Source organism: Pseudomonadota bacterium (assembly GCA_018242545.1).
Lineage (GTDB): Bacteria > Pseudomonadota > Alphaproteobacteria > 16-39-46 > 16-39-46 > 16-39-46.
Genome location: JAFEBT010000004.1, coordinates 1 through 20,454, shown reverse-complemented (window position 1 = coordinate 20,454; position 20,454 = coordinate 1). Strand labels below are relative to the sequence as shown.

At 34.4% G+C, this 20,454-nt stretch carries 22 protein-coding genes and 1 tRNA gene; 19 read left to right on the top strand and 4 right to left on the bottom strand.

What is annotated here, in order from left to right; genetic code table 11:
• The first annotated feature begins 150 nt into the window (after positions 1-150).
• Entirely contained in the window at positions 151-573 is a 423-nt protein-coding gene (locus JSS34_01330; GenBank protein MBS0184989.1) for a hypothetical protein, read from the top strand.
• A gap of 362 nt (positions 574-935) precedes the next feature.
• On the opposite strand, the gene JSS34_01325 is transcribed toward JSS34_01330, so the two are convergent.
• Positions 936-4,364: a hypothetical protein gene (locus JSS34_01325; protein MBS0184988.1), complete on the bottom strand. Its 3,429-nt coding sequence runs from the start codon at positions 4,362-4,364 to the stop codon at positions 936-938.
• A 619-nt stretch (positions 4,365-4,983) separates the two neighbouring features.
• On the opposite strand from JSS34_01325, the gene JSS34_01320 reads away from it, so the two are divergent.
• Together JSS34_01320 and JSS34_01315 are read left to right on the top strand one after the other, a co-directional pair.
• A complete protein-coding gene (locus tag JSS34_01320) occupies positions 4,984-6,246 on the top strand; it encodes a cation:proton antiporter (GenBank protein MBS0184987.1) in 1,263 nt (420 codons plus the stop codon).
• 4 nt (positions 6,247-6,250) lie between these two features.
• Positions 6,251-6,883 carry a ribonuclease HII gene (locus JSS34_01315; GenBank protein ID MBS0184986.1) on the top strand — a complete coding sequence of 211 codons (633 nt, stop codon included), beginning with the start codon at positions 6,251-6,253 and terminating at the stop codon, positions 6,881-6,883.
• A gap of 9 nt (positions 6,884-6,892) precedes the next feature.
• Here the strand turns inward: JSS34_01315 and mutY are convergent, their stop codons facing one another.
• Complete coding sequence (gene mutY, locus JSS34_01310; protein MBS0184985.1) at positions 6,893-7,957, bottom strand: A/G-specific adenine glycosylase; 1,065 nt, start codon at positions 7,955-7,957, stop codon at positions 6,893-6,895.
• A 224-nt stretch (positions 7,958-8,181) separates the two neighbouring features.
• Between mutY and JSS34_01305 the strand changes: the two genes are divergently transcribed.
• From JSS34_01305 to JSS34_01250, 12 genes are all read left to right on the top strand, one after another.
• On the top strand, positions 8,182-8,553 hold the full coding sequence (locus JSS34_01305; GenBank protein ID MBS0184984.1) for a hypothetical protein: 372 nt from the start codon (positions 8,182-8,184) through the stop codon (positions 8,551-8,553).
• 272 nt (positions 8,554-8,825) lie between these two features.
• Entirely contained in the window at positions 8,826-9,698 is an 873-nt protein-coding gene (locus JSS34_01300) for a GrpB family protein (GenBank protein ID MBS0184983.1), read from the top strand.
• A 55-nt stretch (positions 9,699-9,753) separates the two neighbouring features.
• Complete coding sequence (locus tag JSS34_01295) at positions 9,754-10,323, top strand: DUF924 domain-containing protein (protein ID MBS0184982.1); 570 nt, start codon at positions 9,754-9,756, stop codon at positions 10,321-10,323.
• A gap of 425 nt (positions 10,324-10,748) precedes the next feature.
• Complete coding sequence (locus tag JSS34_01290; protein ID MBS0184981.1) at positions 10,749-11,222, top strand: hypothetical protein; 474 nt, start codon at positions 10,749-10,751, stop codon at positions 11,220-11,222.
• Between the two features lie 10 nt (positions 11,223-11,232).
• Positions 11,233-11,559, top strand: a complete 327-nt coding sequence (locus JSS34_01285; protein ID MBS0184980.1) for a 4a-hydroxytetrahydrobiopterin dehydratase — start codon at positions 11,233-11,235, stop codon at positions 11,557-11,559.
• A gap of 136 nt (positions 11,560-11,695) precedes the next feature.
• Positions 11,696-12,211, top strand: a complete 516-nt coding sequence (locus tag JSS34_01280) for a DUF721 domain-containing protein (GenBank protein ID MBS0184979.1) — start codon at positions 11,696-11,698, stop codon at positions 12,209-12,211.
• 88 nt (positions 12,212-12,299) lie between these two features.
• Entirely contained in the window at positions 12,300-12,935 is a 636-nt protein-coding gene (locus JSS34_01275; GenBank protein ID MBS0184978.1) for a DsbA family protein, read from the top strand.
• Positions 12,913-13,275, top strand: coding sequence for an AtpZ/AtpI family protein (locus tag JSS34_01270; GenBank protein ID MBS0184977.1), 363 nt, complete (start codon positions 12,913-12,915; stop codon positions 13,273-13,275). Before JSS34_01275 ends, JSS34_01270 begins: the two co-directional genes overlap by 23 nt.
• A gap of 148 nt (positions 13,276-13,423) precedes the next feature.
• On the top strand, positions 13,424-14,146 hold the full coding sequence (locus tag JSS34_01265) for a F0F1 ATP synthase subunit A (GenBank protein MBS0184976.1): 723 nt from the start codon (positions 13,424-13,426) through the stop codon (positions 14,144-14,146).
• Between the two features lie 79 nt (positions 14,147-14,225).
• Complete coding sequence (locus JSS34_01260) at positions 14,226-14,450, top strand: F0F1 ATP synthase subunit C (protein MBS0184975.1); 225 nt, start codon at positions 14,226-14,228, stop codon at positions 14,448-14,450.
• A gap of 13 nt (positions 14,451-14,463) precedes the next feature.
• Positions 14,464-14,958 carry a hypothetical protein gene (locus JSS34_01255; GenBank protein MBS0184974.1) on the top strand — a complete coding sequence of 165 codons (495 nt, stop codon included), beginning with the start codon at positions 14,464-14,466 and terminating at the stop codon, positions 14,956-14,958.
• Positions 14,955-15,455, top strand: coding sequence for a hypothetical protein (locus JSS34_01250; protein ID MBS0184973.1), 501 nt, complete (start codon positions 14,955-14,957; stop codon positions 15,453-15,455). The genes JSS34_01255 and JSS34_01250 overlap by 4 nt, the downstream gene beginning before the upstream one ends.
• 3 nt (positions 15,456-15,458) lie before the next feature.
• Here JSS34_01250 and JSS34_01245 read toward each other — a convergent pair whose 3' ends face one another.
• Complete coding sequence (locus JSS34_01245) at positions 15,459-15,959, bottom strand: CarD family transcriptional regulator (GenBank protein ID MBS0184972.1); 501 nt, start codon at positions 15,957-15,959, stop codon at positions 15,459-15,461.
• A 369-nt stretch (positions 15,960-16,328) separates the two neighbouring features.
• Here JSS34_01245 and JSS34_01240 point away from each other — a divergent pair.
• From JSS34_01240 to clpX, 4 genes are all read left to right on the top strand, one after another.
• A tRNA-Leu gene (locus JSS34_01240) sits at positions 16,329-16,413 on the top strand.
• A 36-nt stretch (positions 16,414-16,449) separates the two neighbouring features.
• Positions 16,450-17,859, top strand: a complete 1,410-nt coding sequence (locus JSS34_01235; GenBank protein MBS0184971.1) for a trigger factor — start codon at positions 16,450-16,452, stop codon at positions 17,857-17,859.
• A gap of 90 nt (positions 17,860-17,949) precedes the next feature.
• A complete protein-coding gene (gene clpP, locus JSS34_01230; GenBank protein MBS0184970.1) occupies positions 17,950-18,552 on the top strand; it encodes an ATP-dependent Clp endopeptidase proteolytic subunit ClpP in 603 nt (200 codons plus the stop codon).
• Positions 18,553-18,721: 169 nt separating this feature from the next.
• Positions 18,722-20,002: an ATP-dependent Clp protease ATP-binding subunit ClpX gene (gene clpX, locus JSS34_01225; GenBank protein ID MBS0184969.1), complete on the top strand. Its 1,281-nt coding sequence runs from the start codon at positions 18,722-18,724 to the stop codon at positions 20,000-20,002.
• 233 nt (positions 20,003-20,235) lie between these two features.
• On the opposite strand, the gene JSS34_01220 is transcribed toward clpX, so the two are convergent.
• Positions 20,236-20,415, bottom strand: coding sequence for a hypothetical protein (locus JSS34_01220; protein MBS0184968.1), 180 nt, complete (start codon positions 20,413-20,415; stop codon positions 20,236-20,238).
• Between the last annotated feature and the right edge of the window lie 39 nt (positions 20,416-20,454).

Here is a 20,454-nt window from a genome sequence, read left to right as displayed (position 1 = left end):
TAAAATTTAAATCTTTTTTTTGAAAGAGTTAACCAAAACGCTCTTTTTTCTCTCTAAAAATCCCTTGTATTGCATAAATTTCTTTGATAATTACACCTCAATATTTAAAAAGGTATAATTTTTTATAATTTATTTACGAACGGTGTTTTTATGAAAAAATTCCTATATATGAGTTTATTTGCATTTCTTAGTTTTAAGAGTTTTTCTGAATGCTCTGCCATGGAAGATGATCTCAAACCTGCGTCTCTTCCAAATATAAAACTTAAACGCTATGAGATCAAAAAAAGAGAATTTGAAGAGACTTTAATAAGGCAACAAAATCTTTTATTGCAACAAAAAGAAGGAGAAGGCTGGGGAGTTTTGGTATTTAATGATGACCCTGATAAGCCGCGACCTATTTTAAGGGCGCTACGACGTTTACAACTACCCAAAGATTTTAAGCCAAGAAGCTTAGCACCTCAACCTGTTTTTAATTTTGGGAATGCAGGAGATCCGGTGGTACAAGCGGCTGTTATTGAGCCCTCTGTGGCAGATAATGGAGTTACTGGTGAATTAAAAAAATTAAAAATTTAACTAAAAGGTTCTGAAGAGTAAAAGAACAAAAAGGGAATATTTATAGGACGTTCTATAAATATTTCCTTTTTCTTAATTAAAAACAATAATTTTTAGTTTGAATATCTTTCGAAAAATTTTATTTTTCTTGAGAATTTAAAGCATACCTTTAGACCATTTAAGATAGAAAACCAAAAGGTATTTTATGCTTTTTGATTCGATGTTAACGTATTCTTCTCTTGAAATTTAAAAATTCTTTCCTTCTTAAGGATACCTTTTAGTATTTTTGTTGAATGGAGTGACACAAAAAAATCTATGCGCATCTCGTTAAAGATGCGCATATATTTTAAACTTCTTAGAAAAAAATCTCACTTATGAAAGACTTAAAAGCTTTGTTTCCAAATATTTCTACGTTTCATTGCAGATCGGATACGATTTTTGAAAGTTTCACGACTTTCTGCAGATGCTAAAGCTTCTTTCGAAACTAATCCTTTTTTCATAAGGTCATCAAAAGCTTCATTCGTCGTTTTCGGAAGCTCCCATGTATCTAAAATGCGCTTGATCTCATCAGTTATGGTTTCCTCGACCTCATAAGGTGCTAGGAGGTCATTCTTAGCTAAGAAGGTTCTTATCGCTTTTTTATACTTTGGATTCTCCCCAAGCTCAGGGGAGATTAACTTTTCTCGAATAAGTTGTTTACATGCGTACAGGGGAGCCCATTTCCGTCCATCTTTCTTAAAAAAGCTTTTTACCCCCTCTGTAACTTTACTGGAAAAAGTTCCTGTAACAAGAAGATCTTTATTCTCCATAAATCCAGCTAATTTACTTTTATAATATTGCTTTGCCTCATTTGATGCCAAGTTTTCCTCGGGGACTAACTTCTTAGTACAAAGCTTCTCAAAAGCATCTACAATTGTTAGGGGACCTTGTGCTGCTATAAATGTTTTTACCTCAGCACTGATGACTTGTTTGGTTTTTTTTCTCTGAGAAACTTCATTTAAATTATTTGCTCTTAAAAATCCTTTCATTTTTCGAGTATATTCTGTGTTATTCCCAATTTCACCAGGAACTAACTTTAGTCTTATGGCTTCAAGGCAAGCTTCTTTTGCCTTCCATTTCTTTTTACTCGATTTTAAATAATCTTTTACATCTTGAGAGATAACAAATGTTTGATCATGAGAGCGCTGAACTACTAATTTAAGTGCTCCAGTTTTCTTAAAGTAAGACCAAACGGCCTTATATGGGGATGTGGCAGGAATCGAGCTTTCATTCACTTCTTCCTGCGTTAGAACACCTCTGTTCCTAAAAAATTCTAACACGTGTTTAACACTCTCAAATTGATCTTTTTCAAATTGTATGTGTTGTTTTGTAATATACGCATTAATTTTTCTGATTGTTGGAAATTTTGATCCTCTTTCTAGATAGGGAACTTTTTTAGTGGGTGCCTCATCTTCAAACAAGTCATCCAAGTCACTCGACTCTTGATCTTTATTTGCCTCGGACTCACTGTCTGATTCAATGACTCTTTTTTTCCGTCCTTTTTCATTTTTAAGAAGCATTTCATCAAACGCGTCATCTCCTGAGTCTTCTTTTTCTATTTGTGCAGCGCTGAGATGTTTTTGCGAGCCGAAATCGTCTTCATTTGCAAAAGTTTCCTCGGTGGCAGCACCTTGATTATCTTCATTGGGAAAGACCTCCATGGTAGTAGCAATGCTTTGTTCAGAGACAGGCAGGGGTGTGCCAGACTTGAGAAGAGAAGAGGAAGCAGTAGCAAAAACAGGAATCTCTTGGTTTATAAAAGTTTTTACAAATGAAGGATTCTCAAGAGATTGCCTTTGATCCGATGCTTTTTGTATTGCTGATGCATCGCTTCTTTCTTGGAAAACAGATGGATTCAGTGCTTCAAGATCATGCAGATCTTTTCCACGCTTAGGCAGCTGAGGGGATAGAACAGAAGGTCTTTGCATTTTCTGTTCATTTTTTTGGCCAAAATAAAGTGGCTCAGGTGTTACTGGTCTTACAGAAGATCTTAAAGCTCTTTGAATAAGGTGTGAAGCATGGGAAGACCATGTTTCTGTTTTTGAAAATGGCTCTTGTTGTATATGAGAAGAGGGTTTACTTCTCTCATAACTTTCGAGTTGAAAGCGTGCTTGAGTGCTTCTTTCTCTCGGATCTCTTAAAGATTTAGAAGGCGTCTCAAAGACTTGTGCAGGATTATCTTTTTGTTGAAAAAACGCTCTGTCTCTTTCATTTTCATGCCTTTCGGAAGAGGCTTCTCTCGTCTCAAAAAACTGAGATTTTCCTGCTTCTTGCGGCCCAAAAGCATGAGCGTCTGATAACATTGATTGTGACCTATCGTCAAAACTTCTCTGATCCCAGGCGGATGAAGCTGAAGCCATTACGTCGTGAGAAGTTCTTTTAAGAGTTAAGTCTCGTGCAGAGTCCGCTCTTCTATGAGTTAAGTCCCGTCCAGAATCCGGTCTTCTAGGAGGAGCGCTCCTCTCTGTTTGTGAAGTTCTTGTTCTTGAGTCTCTTACAGCAGCATAAGGATTGTGTTGATCAGAGGAGGCGTCCATACGATATGAAGGCATGTCAAGTTCCGCATGTCTCGATGGCCTACCTTCTTCTTGAATACGTGCATGGGCCCCTAAACGAGAAAGGTTTGGAGCTCTTGAACGCGAATCTCTCTGGGCTCTTGGCCGTGCTGGTGTTGAGATTGCTTCATTTGGGAAGAGTCTGTTAAGCTCTTCACGAACTTCTTTAGCCATCACTTCAAATGAACCGCTTTCATATGGATTTTCAGAGTTTGCTAACTTTTCATCATAGCCTAGTTCCCGAATAAATGCGCTTGGAGGAGGAATGACGTCCTCTTCTTCATTTTCTTCTGGTTCATTTCCTTCTGATACATGTTCTTCTAATTCTTCTTGAGGCTCCATCTCTTCAGGAGTAATTTCTGAATCTTCTTCCTCAGCTTCCTCTTCGACGCTTGAGTTTACACGCGTCTTCTTACGGTCATATTTATCAGCATAGGTCTTTGCAAGTTCTAAAGCTTTTTGTCGCGTCATTCCCTCTGGGGTATATCCGAGAAGAATAAGTCGTGCTTTAAACATAAGATATTTGCGTTTCTGTGAAGGCATGCGTTTCAGCATTTCCTCAGCTTTTTCAAAACACTCCCACGCATAAGAAAAAGGCTTTTCTTCGTGAGGAAGATAAAATCCTTTATTAAAAATATCAGCAGATATAACTCCTATATAGTACCAAGCATGCCTTATGTATTTTTCAAGAGCGCGATCTTCAGGCGTAATCCATTCTGGATTTTGGGATGCAAAGAATCCATGAGGCATACCATTATGAGAAATAATATCATAGAGCCCTTTCCTAACATTTTCTCTATATGCACTAAGTCCGTCCCATTCAGGAAAATAATTATCTTTTGACAAAATATCTGCAAGTCGCATTACGGCAAAAGCTTTTGCGAGATAGGCATTCTGGGCGATACAATTATCTGAAGCTCCCTCTTGCTTGACAGGATGATAGCTCCTCCAAACACTTATGTAGTCTTGTTCAAAAGCGAGAGGTCCGAAATAAGAAATTTGACCGGATAAATACTTTTCCACGGAAAAAGGTTCTTCATATCCATCTATCCGAGGGATCTTTCTCTTAACAAGACCTGCGCGAACCTCGGGGTAGCGAGACACTACACTATTAAAATCTCGTTGCTCGTTGTCAGAAAGGCGAGGGGCTTCTTTCATAACGCCCCAAACATTTGCAGTTATGATAAGATTTAAAAGAAAGATTTTTAAGTGTTTCATAAAATATTGCCTCGAATTTTTTACTTTAAAAAAATATATAAAGATCCGACCCAAAAGCTTTTATTGCTTTAATTTTTCGGTTTTTAAAAATATGTTTTTAATATCACAGAAAAGATTAGAAATCAATAAAAACAAACAAATTGATATTTAAAATGTTGATTTAAAACCTCTATTTCTTAAGTGCTTGTTGTTAGAAGGTGTTGAATGTTTATGCAAACAAAACATTACGCACTAAAAGATCTTTGTAAAGAAGAAAATTGAGAAATAAAAAAACATTTTTTGAGCATTTTTAACATGTTATAATAATTAAACTTTATCTTAAAATTTAAAGTTCTTTTTTTTGAAAGAGTTAAAAAAGATCTTCTTTTTTACCTTAAATATTCCTTGTCTCCTGTAATTTTCTTTAATAGGTAAACCTCAATATTTAAAAAGCTATAATTTTTAAAGGCTTTGTTGGATAAATAAAAAGAGAAAAATCATTCTCATTTTTATTTATGCAACAAAGCCGTTTAGAATACTTATTTCAGAAAATTTTATTTTATGTCATAAGAAGAAATAAATAATGTTTTCCTCTGTAGAAAAACATTTTTAAAGTCTTTTCTTGAAAGTTATTTATGATATGCACTCGGTTTTAACACATATTGCACTTGTTGCTGTGGCTGCTCTTTTGGGAGGCATTATCCTCACGCGCCTGAGACAGCCTGCAATTTTGGGATATGTTTTTGCGGGGGTTATTTTAGGCCCTTCAGGGCTTGGATTTGTAAAGAATATTGATGGAATTTCCCTTTTAGCCGAACTTGGCATTCTTCTCCTCCTTTTTGTCATTGGGCTTGAGTTAGATCTTCACTCTTTTAAAAAGAAGTGGAAAACCTCGCTCATTATTGTTGCCCTTCAAATCTTAATGAGTGTCTTTCTTGTTGGGGGAACTGCAAAGATTTTCGGAGCTGAAACAGGACTTTGTGTTTTACTTGGATTTATTGGAGCTTTAAGCAGCACAGCCGTTGCTGTTAAGTTGCTTGAGAGTGCAAATGAGTTCCACACACCTTTGGGCCAGTCTATTTTAGGTATTTTGATCGCTCAAGATCTTGCCTTCGTTCCAATGATTCTTTTGATGCGTGGGTTTGGAGGAGGGGGATTTTCTTCTTTTTCCATCGTAAAGGTCTTCGTTTCCATAGGATTTTTAAGTTTTCTTATCCTTTTTTTACAAAAAAAAAGAAACTATAAAGTCCCTTTTGATTCTTATATCAAACCCCATAATGATATGATTCCTCTTTCTGCGTTAGCTTTTTGCTTTGCCCTTTCTGCTTTAGCGGGCATTTTAGGGCTTTCAGCTGCGTATGGTGCTTTTATTGCAGGCCTGATTATGGGAAGTAGCCAGTATCAAAAAACATTGGTTCAAGCGACGCATTCTATCCAAAGTATTCTTATGATGGTATTTTTTCTCTCTATCGGCTTGCTTTTAGATCTAAAATTTATCTACGAAAATCTTGGTCTTGTCCTTGTTTTGTTAATCCTTGTAAGTCTTGTAAAAACAATTCTCAACATAGGAATTCTTCATTTTATCAAACTGCCATGGAGGATGGCATTTTTAAGTGGTGTGATTATTGCTCAACTTGGGGAATTTTCTTTTCTTCTCGCGGGCGTTGGAAGAGAAATACAGATTTTAGATGAAAAAGGAACAAAATATGTAATTGCCTTAACGGCTTTATCCTTAATTTTTAGTCCGATTTGGCTTCATTGTATTCGACGCTTTAAGAAAATGAGATTTGACCAATCTTTAACTTTTAAAGAATTTATTAAAAAAGGATTTTCTGGAGAGCTTTCTTATCTTGGGAAAGTACGGAAAAATTTAAAATTTTATCTCAACAAAGAGGTAGATTAAGAAGATGAAACCAACTTTTGAAACCGAAGCTTTATTTTTACCAAAATTTGTTATCGGTGTTGATGAAGTGGGTTATGGAGCATGGGCAGGTCCTGTTATTGTGGGGGCTGTGGCTCTTGATATTTCTGCGCTTCCTTCGGATCTTTTGAATAAGATTAATGATTCTAAAAGCTTATCTTTCAAAAAACGTGAAAATGTTTATGAGAGTTTTATGTCATATTCTGGAAAAGGTATTTATTTTTCGCTCGATCACGCGACAAATCAAGAAGTGGACGCATTGAATGTTCGTGGGGCTACACAAAGGGCTATGAAGCGTGCGGTTGAAAAACTCTTAAATCAATATCCAGCTTTTTTATGGGGCGGTATTTTGGTTGATGGAACGCATGCTCCTAACTTTTCTCTTAAAACACAATGTATTGTTGGAGGAGATCGAAAATGTCTTTCCATTGCAGCAGCATCTATTGTCGCAAAAGTGACGCGCGATAGAATGATGCAAAGACTTTCAGAAGAATATCCGCACTATGCTTGGGATAAAAATGTGGGATATGGGACAAAACATCATCAAGAGGGATTAAAATCTTTCGGCCCAAGTCCGCATCATCGTATGAGTTATAAGCCCTTGCAGGCTTTTATGTGATGAAAAACTTTAAAGAACATGGCGCATAATTTTTTTCATAAGCGTGGGAAGTGCTTGCTCAGAGATTTTTGCAAGAGGGCACCAAAATTGATTTTCTAAAAGAGAGAGGTTATCTCTTTCGATGAAAGATTTTAAAACACGAACTTTTAAATGAAAATGTGTAAATGTATGGGAAACAACCCCTTTTAAAGGAAGAGCCTCTTCTTTAAAAAAAAGATTTTCTTCGTTTTTATTTAAATAAGGAATAGGAACCATAACGAGACCACCTAAAAGGCCTTTGTGCGGTCTTTTTTCAAGTAGGAGAGCTCCCGACTTGCTTTCAATCCAAAATGCATCAAGTGTGCGTGTTGGTTTTAAGGAGGCTTCTTCTTTTAAAGGATAAATTTCTGCCTTTCCTTTTTGAAAGGCTCTGCAAAAATCTTTTAAAGGACAAACAAAGCACGTTGGGTTTTTAGGTGTGCAAACCAATGAGCCAAGATCCATAAGGGCTTGTGCATAGTCGCCGAGCCGTTGAAAGGGGGTATGATGACGTGCTAAATTCTTAAGAAGAGATTTAGAAGTTGGAAGGGGTGTATCTATGGCATAAACACGGGAAAGAACACGTTCTATATTGCCATCCAAAGGAGACGTATTTTTTTCAAAGGCAATGGCAGCAATCGCAGCTGCTGTATAAGGTCCAATACCGGGTAATGTGAGGAGTGTTGATTCGGAGCTTGGAAAATCTCCCTTATAAAGGGTAGCAATTTCTTGCGCACATTTAAAAAGATTTCGAGCGCGTGCATAATAACCTAATCCTTGCCATGCATGCAGAATATCATCGAGAGAAGCTTCACTTAAGGCGTGCACAGTTGGCCAAAGACGGATGAAATTTAAAAAATAAGGAATGACCGTCGGAACAGTTGTTTGTTGAAGCATGATTTCCGAGAGCCAAACATGGTAAACATTCGGTTTATGCCCTGGTAAAGCGCGCCATGGAAGTACCCTACGGTTTTTATCATACCACGGCAGAAGGTGTTGTTGGATTAAGTGAGCGTCAAAAAGATTTATTTTCAACGTTGAAAAAATAGTTTCCATGAAAACACAAAAGTAAAAAAGATTAGTTTAACCTAAAATTTTGGGATTTTTATAGAATTTTTTTATCAATATCATATTTCTCTGGAAAAAGGGAGAATATTTTCTGAATAATAAATAGATGTTCCTCTTCCCTCTTAATTGAAAATTTATTGACAATTATAGTCAAATTAAGTTACCTTTAAATAGAAAAAAGTAATAAAAAAATAAAAATTAAGGAGAGAATAATGATAATAAAGAATATTGCTTTAAAATCAATGATAACAGTAAGTTTAGCATCCTTTTTATTTGGGTCATTTTCTGTAAAAGCATTGGAGACACATGGTATCCTATGTCCTGAAAACTTTCCTGGAAGCGACCATTTGTTTTATCAAAATGACAAGTATTTTACGGATATTAATCGTAATGTTTGGCTTGTAGACTATACACATATAGTTAAGGGGCATGTATCTCAAACTGATCATATAATGAGAGTGCATCCTTCTTTTGTTAATCACGTAGGAGATAAATGCTTTTATGAATTGAAAAATGAGAGAGATGTTAAAATTGGAGGATTTGATTTAACGCTACATAAGATTTTTGATTCTCATCACCGCTAACATTTCTATTAAACAAAAAGCTTTTCTCAAGATATGTTAAGGTCTTAATAAGTTATATCTTTAATAAGATTTTCTCTCTTTTGGTAAAGATAATCAAAAGAAGAGAAAATCTTTTTTATTTTATTTAAAACAAAAAATTAAATTGACATTGTTTTTTTCTGATAAAATTGTCAAGATTTTTAAATAAATTAAGCTTTTTTCAAAAAAGTTCTTTCTTATTTAATGAATATGTTAGAAAGAAGCATAATTTTTAAAATTTAAAAGAGGAATTCATGAGTCGCATTCTTGAAATTATTTCCTATGATCCATTGTGGCCAAAAATGTTTGAAGAAGAAGCCCAAAAGATCAAAGCGGCTTTGGGAGAAAATTATTCCTCACTTTATCATATTGGATCAACCTCAGTTGTCTCTCTTGCAGCTAAGCCAATTATTGATATTCTTTTGGTTGTAAATAAAATAACAGACTCTTATCCAGAAGCTTTGGCTTCACTTGATTATAAATTTAGAGGCAGGATCGTAAGTCCTCTGAGTAACTTTTATCAAAAAGGTATACCCCAACCTCAATTTCATCTTCATCTTTATGAAGAAGGAGATGAAGCAATAGGACTTCATTTATCTCTTCAACATTATTTAAGAAATCATCCTTCAGAAATCATTTCTTATAGTCAGCTCAAATTTCATTTGCAGGAAAAATATAAAGATAAGAATGATTATGCCCAATATCGTATTGAAAAAGCTCCGTTTATTGAGGATCTTCTTCAAAAAGCAAAATTTGAAGGATTAACTTTAAATTATATAGAATCTTCTTTAAATAAGAATGCTTCTGAAAAAGATTGGATCATTTTTAAAGAATTTCAAAAAGAAGAATTTTTAAATTTTAAAGATGATGATACACTCTTTAACGCGTGCATTTCAGAAAAAGATCATCTTTATTTCAGTTTAAAAAAAGGCCTGACAGTTGTTACTGTTGCACATGTTGTTATGCTTGACTCTCATAAAGCTTTTTTGAAATCAATCGCTACATTTGATTCTCTTGAAGGAAAAAAATATGCTCAAAAAATTTTTGAATTACTCCAAAAATGGGCAAATTCTCATCATTACCATTGGGTGCAAGACACCATGTTTTCTAAAATAAATTCAATTTAGAAGACTCTTATAATGAAAGAAGAATACTTTTTAAAACATAAAAGGAAAATAAGAAGTGGCAGAACATCCTTTAATTGAAAATATCTTAACTTTTTGGTTTTCTTCTGCTAAATCAAAAACATATGGTCAATTCCAACCGATGTGGTTTAAGAGTACGCCTCAAATTGATCAAGCAATCAAATTAAGATATGAAAAAATCCTTGAAGAAGCTAAAAAAGGAAGATTTGATGATCTTCAAAAAACGCCTGAAGGCATGTTAACTCTTATCCTTCTCTTTGATCAATTTCCACGGAATATGTATAGAAATTCTTCTAAGGCCTACGAAACTGATGAAAAAGCGCGTTCGTTAGCTCAAAAAGCTCTTGATTTAGGCTTTGATCAAAAACTTCCTGAGTTTATGCGGCCTTTTGTATACCTGCCATTTGAACATAGCGAAAATCTTAAAGATCAGGAAAAATCTATTGCCCTTTTTGAATCCTTAGGAAACCAACATTTTCTTGATTATGCTTTAAATCATTATGATATTATAAGACGCTTTGGGCGTTTTCCATTTCGAAACAAATACCTTAAACGGGTAAATACGGAAGAAGAAAATGCTTTTCTGAAAGAGAATAAAATGATGTAATTTTGACAGATTCGTTGCATAGTAACTCTTTTCATTCTCATCACCATAGTTTTCATAGATTTTACAGAAAAAGCGCACTCGGCCTCTTTAACAGACGAATAAAATAAGATTAAAAAAAATGAATGATGTCAGAATTCATAAAAAACAATTAGAGCGCATTTGCAATGTTTTTAAAGACTTTTTTTAAAAGATGATAAGCTTTGGATATTTGGATCATGTACCAATCCAAAAGCAAAAGGCGGAGATATTGATCTTTATATAGAAACAGATTATACCTCTGCGCAAGAGATTGTTGAAGCACGGTTAAAATTTCTAACGGCATTAAAAATTCAAATTGGGGATCAAAAGATAGATGTTGTTGTAAAATATAAAAATCACTATTTACCCATCTACGAAATTGCTCAAAAAGAAGGAATACGTTTAATATGAAGGATAGTGAAACTTTAAAGTCCGTTATGAAAATTTGTGATATCCATGCTTTTCGTCTGGAAAGAGCTCTTATTCATATTCATCAATTTGTGCCAATCACCCCCAAAAAAATTTCAAGCTTTTCGGACCAAGATCTAAGTTTTTTAGAACTTTTAACAAGTCGATTTTCAAAACTTCTGGATTTAATAGGAAGTAAAGTATTTCCCTTTGTTCTTCGTATTTTAAAGGAAGATGAAGAAAATTTTAGTCTCTTGGATCGACTTTATAAGCTTGAAAAACTTGATTTTTTACCCAGTGCTCAAATGTGGATGGAAATGAGAGAAATTCGAAACCATGTTACATATGAATATCCCGATGATCCGGACCTCGCGGCTCAAAACCTGAATAAAGTGATTGAAGCCTCTCAGGATCTTTTAAGTTATTGGAAAGCTTTAAAAAATAAAATTCATAACTCTTCTTTTTTTAAATAGAAAGCAAATTATGAGCTTATCAGAACACTCTTGTCTGCCTTGCCAAAAAGGAATGACTGCCTTAAAGAAAAATGAAGCAGATATACTGCTCGAAGAGCTTGGAAAAAACTGGAAAATTCAAGAAGAAGGACATCTTTATAAGAGTTTTGACTTTCCTAACTTTATGAAGGCCATGGATTTTTCGAATCAAATTGCTTCTCTTGCTGAAAAAGAGGGTCATCATCCTAACTTAAAGATTTCCTGGGGAAAGTGTGAAGTAGAAATCTGGACCCATAAATTGAATGGTTTGAGTAAAAGCGATTTTTTTCTTGCGGCCAAGATTGATAAACTACTTTAAATATTTAAAGAAAAATGAAAATTTGGTAACTTCGGACCCGTATATTGATTTAAAGATTCTTCTTGGTTTATTAAAAAATTAGGACTTTCTTAATTTAGAACTTTTACCTTTTCTAAAAAAATCGTAGACTTTTAATATGCAAAAAAACAAATTTATCAAACGTCGTGGAACTTATGCTGTTCCCCAATCTATTGGTCTTCGCATTGAGCGACTTTTAGAGCCTTTTATAAGGTCTCATGGATTTTCTGAAGCACGGATCATTCTTGATTGGGAAAAAATCATGGGAGTTTCTTTAGCAAGTCAAACACAACCTCAAAAAATTTCATTTTTAAAGGGTCAACGGGGGAATGGAACTTTAACACTTCTTGTCACAAGCGCCATTGCGCCTGAAATCTTGCATCTTTCTCCCCAAATTATAGAACGCATTAATGGATATTTTGGATATAAGGCAATTGAAAAGATTGTTTTAAAGCATGGCCTCATAAAAAGCTCTCTTTCACAACATAAAGAGAATGCTTCTTCTATTCGTAGAAAATTAGAAGAGAATGAAATTCAAGAAATTAGAAGTCTTGTTGCTGAAATACCAGACGAAAACCTTAAAAACGTTCTTTCTAATCTTGGGGTTCATATTATGGAAAAAAAGAACGCTTAATTTTTTAAAGAAGCTGAAAAGATCTTTTCTTAAAGAAAATAACCCGCTATCCTTTTCGTTAGGAAAATAAAAAAATTGAAGGAAGCTAATGAATAAGCTAAAATTGATATGCGTCTGGTTACTTTTTTTAAGTCTTGGAATGGGATGGGGAACTCCTCTTCATTCTAAGCAACCATGCTTAAAGGGAAATCCACATAATATTATTGTAGAGCAAGAAGTTGTTCTTGGTAATCCTCAAGCTCCTGTTGTTATTATATGTTATTCTTCTTTTACATGTCTTCATTGTGCACAATTTCATCTCAAAGTCTTTCCGTTTTTGAAGCAAAAGTATATTGATACGGGACGTGCATTTTATATTATGCGAGATTATCCTTTAGATGGCATTTCTCTTAAAGCGTCTCAATTAGCGCGTGCTGAAGGGGTTTCTAATTATATAAAAAATGCAGAAGTATTTTATTATCGTCAAAAAGAATGGATAACGTCTAAAAATCCAGAAAAAATCCTCCAAAAGCTGGTTAAAGCAGGGGGTGCTTCTGAACAGGATATTCAAAATATTCTTAAAAATAAAGATGTTCTAAAAATAATTCTTTCTCAAAGACTTGAAGCTCAAAAAAAATTAGGTATTACGCATACACCTACTTTTATTATTAATGGACGAAAAGTTGAAGGTTATATGTCCTTTGAACAATTAGAGAAATATCTTGAAGAAGCCGAAAATTGTTAATATTCCAATGCCCATGAAAAATAAATCTTTAACAGAAGAAGAAATTTTAAACGAGAAAATTGCATCTTTTCGACAAAAGCCGAGACTTTTTCTTCAAACCCCCTCACAAAAGTTGGGGCAGAAACAAGCTGTTTCATTTTTTCGTGTTGGAAGTGAGTTTGTCTCAGCAATTATTGCAAGTGTTCTTTTGGGCCTTGGAATAGATGCTTTATTTAATATACAACCTTATGGAATTATAGGATTTTTTGTAATTGGAAGCATTGCGGGGTTTTTAAATATTTTCAGAATTTTAAGACAAATGCATCGCATACAAAAAGATGATGTAAAAACTGAAATTTAAAATTAATTACCTTAAACTTAAAAATTCTAAAAATTTTTAAGTTTATATTTTTCTTGAGTCTTCCATGATTTTAGGAAAGAATGAGTCTTATAAGGAGAAAGACGTGACAGACGAAATTCAAAATCTTCCTGGAAAAGCACCCCAAGAAATTCATAGCCCTTTGCATCAATTTGAAGTTAAGACATTGGTTCCTATGCATCTTGGGAAATATGATGTTTCTTTTACAAACGCATCCTTATTTATGGTTTTAGGAGTTGCTTTTACCCTTATTTTTTTTATGAGTGCTATGCGGAAAAAGAGTCTTATTCCTACAAAATTTCAACTTATCGCAGAAATCCTCTATCGGTTTGTGGCTGGGCAACTTGAAGAAACAGCTGGAAAAGAAGGACAAGTCTATTTTCCTTTTGTCTTTTCTTTGTTTCTCTTTATTTTAGGCGCCAATCTTTTGGGAATGATTCCTTATTCTTATACCATTACAAGTCAGATTATTGTTACTTTTTCTTTAGCAATGCTTGTTTTTATTATAATTACCTGTGTGGGTATATTACGACATGGGCGCCGGTTTATAACCTATTTTGTGCCAAGTGGGGTTCCAAAAATTTTATTCCCGCTCATTGTTCCCATTGAATTAATTTCTTATCTTTCTCGGCCAGTGAGTCTTTCTATTCGACTCTTTGCAAATATGATGGCAGGCCATACAATGCTTAAGGTTTTTGCTATTTTTACCGTTATTATGGGTATGTGGGGGGTCGCTCCTCTTATTTTAAATATTATTCTTACCCTTTTTGAAATTATGGTTGCTATCTTACAAGCTTATGTTTTTACAATTTTAACGTGTATTTATTTACATGATGCTATTCATTTGCATTAAGAAAAATATAAAGTTTTGTAAGAAGGCTTGAATTAATCGGTGAATTCATTAACAATAGGATATAAAGGAGGATTAAAATATGGATGTTCAATCAGCAAAAATGATTGGTGCCGGCTTAGCTGTCGTTGCTTTGCTTGGTGTTGGTATTGGTATTGGTAATATATTTTCAAGTCTCATTTCAGCTATTGCCCGCAATCCATCTGCGCGCGATCAACTTTTTCCCATTGGGCTTTTGGGCTTTGCTTTAACAGAAGCTGTTGCTCTTTTTGCGCTTTTGATTGCTTTTCTCATTTTGTTTTTATGAGTTAAAATAACAAATGCCCCAACTCAATGTTGAGACTTTTCCCTCATTAATTTTTTGGTTAATTTTGAGTTTTGGAGTCCTTTATCTTGGTTTGAGGTATCTTATCATTCCTAAAATTTCTAAAACCATGGAAATGCGGGAAGAAAAAATAGAGACTTACCTTGAAAAAGCGCAGGAATTTCAAAAAAAATCTTTAGAGATTCAAAAATCAAATGAAGAGAAACTTCATGAAGCTCATCTTGACGCTCAAAATTTATTTACTCAGCATGCGAGAGAAATGAAAGAGCTTTATCAAAAACAAGAAAACGAAATTGCTGAAAATTTTCATCAGCAATACTTAAAATTTGAAAAAGACTTGCTTTTAAAACAAAATGAAATATCTCAAAGCCTTAAATCGGATGCGGCACAGTTTATTGAGACATTTTTAAAAAAAACAACAGGAAAACACATACCACTTGAAGAAATTCAAAAAGAACTTCTTCAAATGAAGAAAGATGGAAAGAAATGATGACTATATTTTCTGATCCAACTTTTTGGACTCTTATTGCTTTCCTTTTTTGCATTGTTTTTTTTGGAATAAAAGGATTTTTTTTTATAAAAACGTATCTTCAAAATCAAATCGTTCAAATAGAATCCCATCTTAAAGAAGCACAAAATCTTGCAAAAGATGCTGAAAACCTCTTCCTTAAAAGGATGCAAGAAAGCGAAGATCTTAAGAAAACAATAAAAGAAATTAAAAAAAATTCTCAGCAGGATAGTACATTTCTTTCTCAGGAAACATATCATAAAATAGAAGACCATCTAAAAAGAAGTGAAATACGTTTTCAAAAACGTTTAAAACTTATAGAGGAGCAGGCTTTTTTAAAAATAAGAGAAGAGATTGCGGATCTTATTTATGAAGGAAGCTTTAATTTATTAAAAAAGCAACAAGACAAAAAGTCTCAACGTTTCTTTATAAAAGAAGCGCTTGAGACTCTGCCACAGAACATTCAAAGAAATACGTAATGATTATAATTTAGAAGAAAGGCTACACTCAATCTCTTGAGTTGCTTGAGAGAGCGTGGTGTTCTCTACAAGAGCTTTTTCACGTGCAAGCCGAATAAGAGCTGCTTGAAAAATTTGACGCTCACTATAGGATTGTTCTTGATTGGGTTGTATTTTATAAAGATCACGCAATACTTCAGCAATCGCAAGCGGATTGCCAGAGTTGATTTTTGCTTCAAATTCTTGAGCGCGCTTACTCCACATTATTTTCCGAATTTGAGGCGGGGCCTTCAAGACTTCTGAAGTTTTATGAAAGACGTCTGGTGCGCTTAGCTTCCGAAGGCCAGAACTTTGAGCTCTTGTAAGAGGAAGACGTATGGTCAGTTGATCTTGATCAAATTGTATAACATACACTTGCAATACATGACCAGAGATATCCTGTGTTTCAATATCTTTGACACATCCAACACCACGCGTTGGATAAACAACAGTATCACCGATAGAAAATAAAATTTCATGTGACATAACAAAAACCCATATGAAAAATTTAAAATTCCGAATAATCTAACTTGTGTGACAAAAATAAAATCAAAGGAGAAAATCCTAAAAGGGATAATATCTACACACGAAAGTCTTTTATCATTATTTATCATATAAAGTCAACTCTATTCTTTAAGTTGCATATTTCCATATAAGTGTTTTTAGATGAAAGGATTAATATTAATATATGAAGATGAAAAAATTAGATTTATACTAAATTTTTCTTATATTTTCATATAGAATTTCTTTGACATCCTTTTTGGGGAATTAGAAAAGATATCTAAAGTTTATAAAATCTCTCTTTTTTAAAAAAAGGGAGTATGCTATAGAAAAAAAGTCTTCGAATAAAGTTCGGCGGGCGTGGTGAAATTGGCAGACACGCCAGATTTAGGTTCTGGTGACGAAAGTCGTGGGGGTTCAAGTCCCTCCGCCCGCACCATATGTTTTTGTTATGTTATAAGGTAGTTATTTTTTCATGAAAATCACTGAAAACCAAGTTACAGGTCTTATCCATCATTTTAACATTATTATTCCAGCAGCGGAAATTGCCCAGTCCATGGATATTCGTCTCAATAAAATTGGACAAACAGTTCAAATGCCTGGCTTTAGAAAAGGGAAAGTCCCTTTTGCAATGCTCAAACAGAGATATGGAAGGGCCGCGCTTGGTGAAGTTGTAGAAGAACAAGTTGAAAAAAATGTTCAAAAAGCACTTACAGATGCTAAAATTCGTCCAGCTCTAAAGCCTAAAGTTACCCTTGAACATTTTCGTGAAGGCGAAGATCTAACGATTAAGGTTTCTGTTGAAGCTCTTCCAAAGATTGAGAATCTTAGTATTGAAGGTTTTACGCTCGAAAATTTAAAGGCGGATGTTACGGATGAGGAAGTTGATGCTCGGATTGAAAAGTTAAGGGAAAACACCAAATTACCGACTGCTCTTAAAAATCCTCGTTCAATTCAGAAGGGGGATATTGTTTACCTTGTGTACAGCATTACTTTAAATAAAAAAGTAATTGATAAAAAAGAAGGAGAAGGCGTTCCTTATACAATGGGGTCAAATTTTTTTGGCATTGAATTTGATAAATCTTTGGAAGGTCTTAAAATTGGAGATACGAAGACGCAAGATATTGTGCTTCCTTCTCCAAATTATGGAAAAGATTCAGGAAAAAACGCTGAAATTACATTTACAATAAAAGATATCATGGTTTTAGAGTCTTCAAATCTCGAAGTTCTTTCAAAAAACAATGGTTTCAAAGATGTTGAGGAGTTTAAGAAAGCTGTTAAAGATTCTATAATCTCCCATTACGATTCTTATACACGTCAAAATATGAAGCGCCAAATTTTAGATCGTCTCTCTCAAGATCATCAATTTGATGTGCCAGCTGGGCTTATTGATTTAGAATTTGACGCCATCTGGAAAGAGCACGAAAATTTTGAAAAAAATAAACAACAAACGGATATGAAGCCTCTGTCTCAGGCAGAAAAAGAAGCCCTTCAAGCGGACTACAGAAAAATTGCAGAAAGGCGCGTGAGACTTGGTCTTTTGCTTGCTGAGATCGGCATTCAGAATAATATAAAGGTAACAAATCAAGAGCTTGGAAAAGCACTTTATGAATACTCTATGAACTATCCCGAGCATCAAAAGGAAATTATAGAATATTACCGCAATAACCAAGAAGCAATGACAGCTTTTCAGGCTCCTATTTTTGAAGAAAAAGTTGTTGATTTTATTATCCAAAAATCAAAGCTTACGGATCGCAAAGTAAGTATTGAAGAGCTGATACATCTTCTTGAAGAAGACGACGAAAATATGGATGATGGAAAATGTGATCATAAAGGAGAATGTGGTCATAAAAAGTTAGATGAAAAAAATCAAAGACTTCTGTAAAAAAAAGTTAAAAAGTCATCTTAAAAGGGCTTTATTTTTTAGAAAAGGAAACACGACATGTCTTATCCTACAAATTTTAATGATCCAACGATGGATACATTAATTCCTATGGTTATTGAACAGACAAGCCGTGGGGAAAGATCTTTTGATATTTTTTCAAGACTTTTAAAAGAAAGAATAATATTTTTAAATGGGCAAGTTGAAGATGGCATGGCAAGTGTTGTTTGTGCTCAATTATTATTTCTAGAATCTGAAAACCCTGATAAAGATGTTTATATTTATATTAATTCTCCCGGAGGCGTTGTAACCTCAGGTCTTGCTATATTAGATACGATGAACTATATACGGTGTGATGTGGCAACATTTTGCATGGGGCAAGCTGCGTCTATGGGATCATTTTTACTTGCTGCTGGAACAAAGGGCAAAAGATATTGCCTTCCAAATGCACGTGTTATGATTCATCAGCCCCATGGAGGTGCACAAGGTCAGGCGACAGATATAGAGATTCAAGCGCGTGAAATTTTATCCATAAGAGCACGTTTAAATCGTATTTATTCTGAGTACACAGGGCAGCCCTTAAAGGTTATTGAGGATGCTCTTGAAAGAGATCGATTTATGTCTGCGGAGGAAGCAAAGGAATTTGGTCTTGTGGATCATGTTGTGACAAAACGGCCACCGCTTGAAAAAGTTTAATCTTAAGTTAACGTAAAGCCTGTTGATCCTGTCGTTATAAATTTGTAGAAAAATTATCTTTAAAGAAAGTTTTTAAAGATTTTAAGGTTGCACAACTTTAAGATGAACAGGTAAGATAAAAGAAAAAGCATCGGTAACATGACTTACCATGCCAAAATTGGTGATTAAAATGAGTAAATCAGAATCAGACACATCTCAACAAGATGCTTTATTTTGTGATTTTTGTGGAAAGAATCAAAATGAAGTTCGTAAACTTATCGCAGGTCCAACGGTCTTTATCTGTGATGAATGTATTGAACTTTGTAATGATATCATTCGCGAAGAATACAAATCTTCCATCTCAAAATCAGGCCGTGGTTTTCCAACACCCCATGAAATTCGCCAAGTTTTAGATGATTACGTTGTGGGGCAAGAGGAAGCAAAAAAAATTCTTTCTGTTGCTGTTTATAATCATTATAAGAGGCTTATGCATGATTCCAAAGGAGAGGATGTTGAGCTTGCGAAATCTAATATCCTTCTTATAGGTCCAACAGGATGTGGAAAGACACTTCTTGCACAAACGCTGGCACGTATTTTAGATGTTCCCTTTACCATGGCCGATGCGACAACCCTTACGGAAGCAGGTTATGTGGGAGAAGATGTTGAAAATATTATCTTAAAGCTCTTGCAAGCAGCTGATTATAATGTTGAACGGGCACAGCGCGGAATTGTTTATATTGACGAAGTAGATAAAATTTCTCGCAAATCAGATAATCCCTCGATTACACGCGATGTATCGGGCGAGGGTGTTCAACAGGCGCTGTTGAAGATTATGGAAGGTACCATTGCTTCCGTTCCGCCACAAGGGGGTCGTAAACATCCCCAACAAGAATTCCTTCAAATTGATACAACAGATATCCTCTTTATCTGTGGCGGAGCTTTTTCAGGGCTTGAAAAAATTATAGCTGCACGTGGTAAAGGAGCATCCATTGGGTTTGGTGCCAATGTTCAAGGACCAGATCAAAGAACAACGGGCTCTCTCTTAAAGGATGTTGAACCTGAAGATCTGTTAAAATTTGGGCTTATTCCTGAATTTGTAGGACGTCTTCCAGTTATTGCGACATTATCAGATTTAGATAAATCTGCTTTAATTGAAATTCTAACAAAACCAAAAAACGCACTTATTCGCCAGTATCAAAAGCTCTTCGAGATGGAAGGGACTGAACTTGAGTTTACGCCAGACTCATTAGATGTCATTTCTCAAAAAGCCATTGAACGAAAAACAGGTGCCCGTGGTTTGCGTGCAATTCTTGAGCATATTTTATTAGATACTATGTATGATCTTCCGGCTCAAGAAAGTATTGCAAAGGTTGAGATCAATGCAGATGTTGTTTTAGAAAAATCTTCTCCAAAATTTACAATGACACCTGCTCAAGAGAAGGAAGAACCTTCAAGAAAAGAGGCTTCATAAAAAATAAAATAGGGCTTAAATAAGTTATGAATAAGGAGGTTAATAACCTCCTTATTTAGTTGATATTTCTTTTTTATGAATAACAACTTTTCTTAACTGGGCTTCATCAGATTAAGCTTTGGCAAAGGGCTTTTTAATTAAAAAAAAGTTAAGTGCAGCTTTTTAAGAAAATTCAAAGCCTTATTTAAACCCAAACTTCCTAAAATAAATAGGTAACAGATTAAGATAAATATTTAATTGAAATCTTTTTCTAAGATTGGAGAAGATTCTGTAAAGTCTAATACCTGTGCATTCGTTATTTTAATAAGGTCAGAGGTTTTAATCCGAAGGGTAGCTTTTGGAATTCCACAACCTCCATAACAATTTTCATTTTTTAAAACTTTATAATCGATTAAAGTAGGTTGTGTGGACAAAAAATTAAGGAAGCCAGATGAAGGTACCAACAAAATATA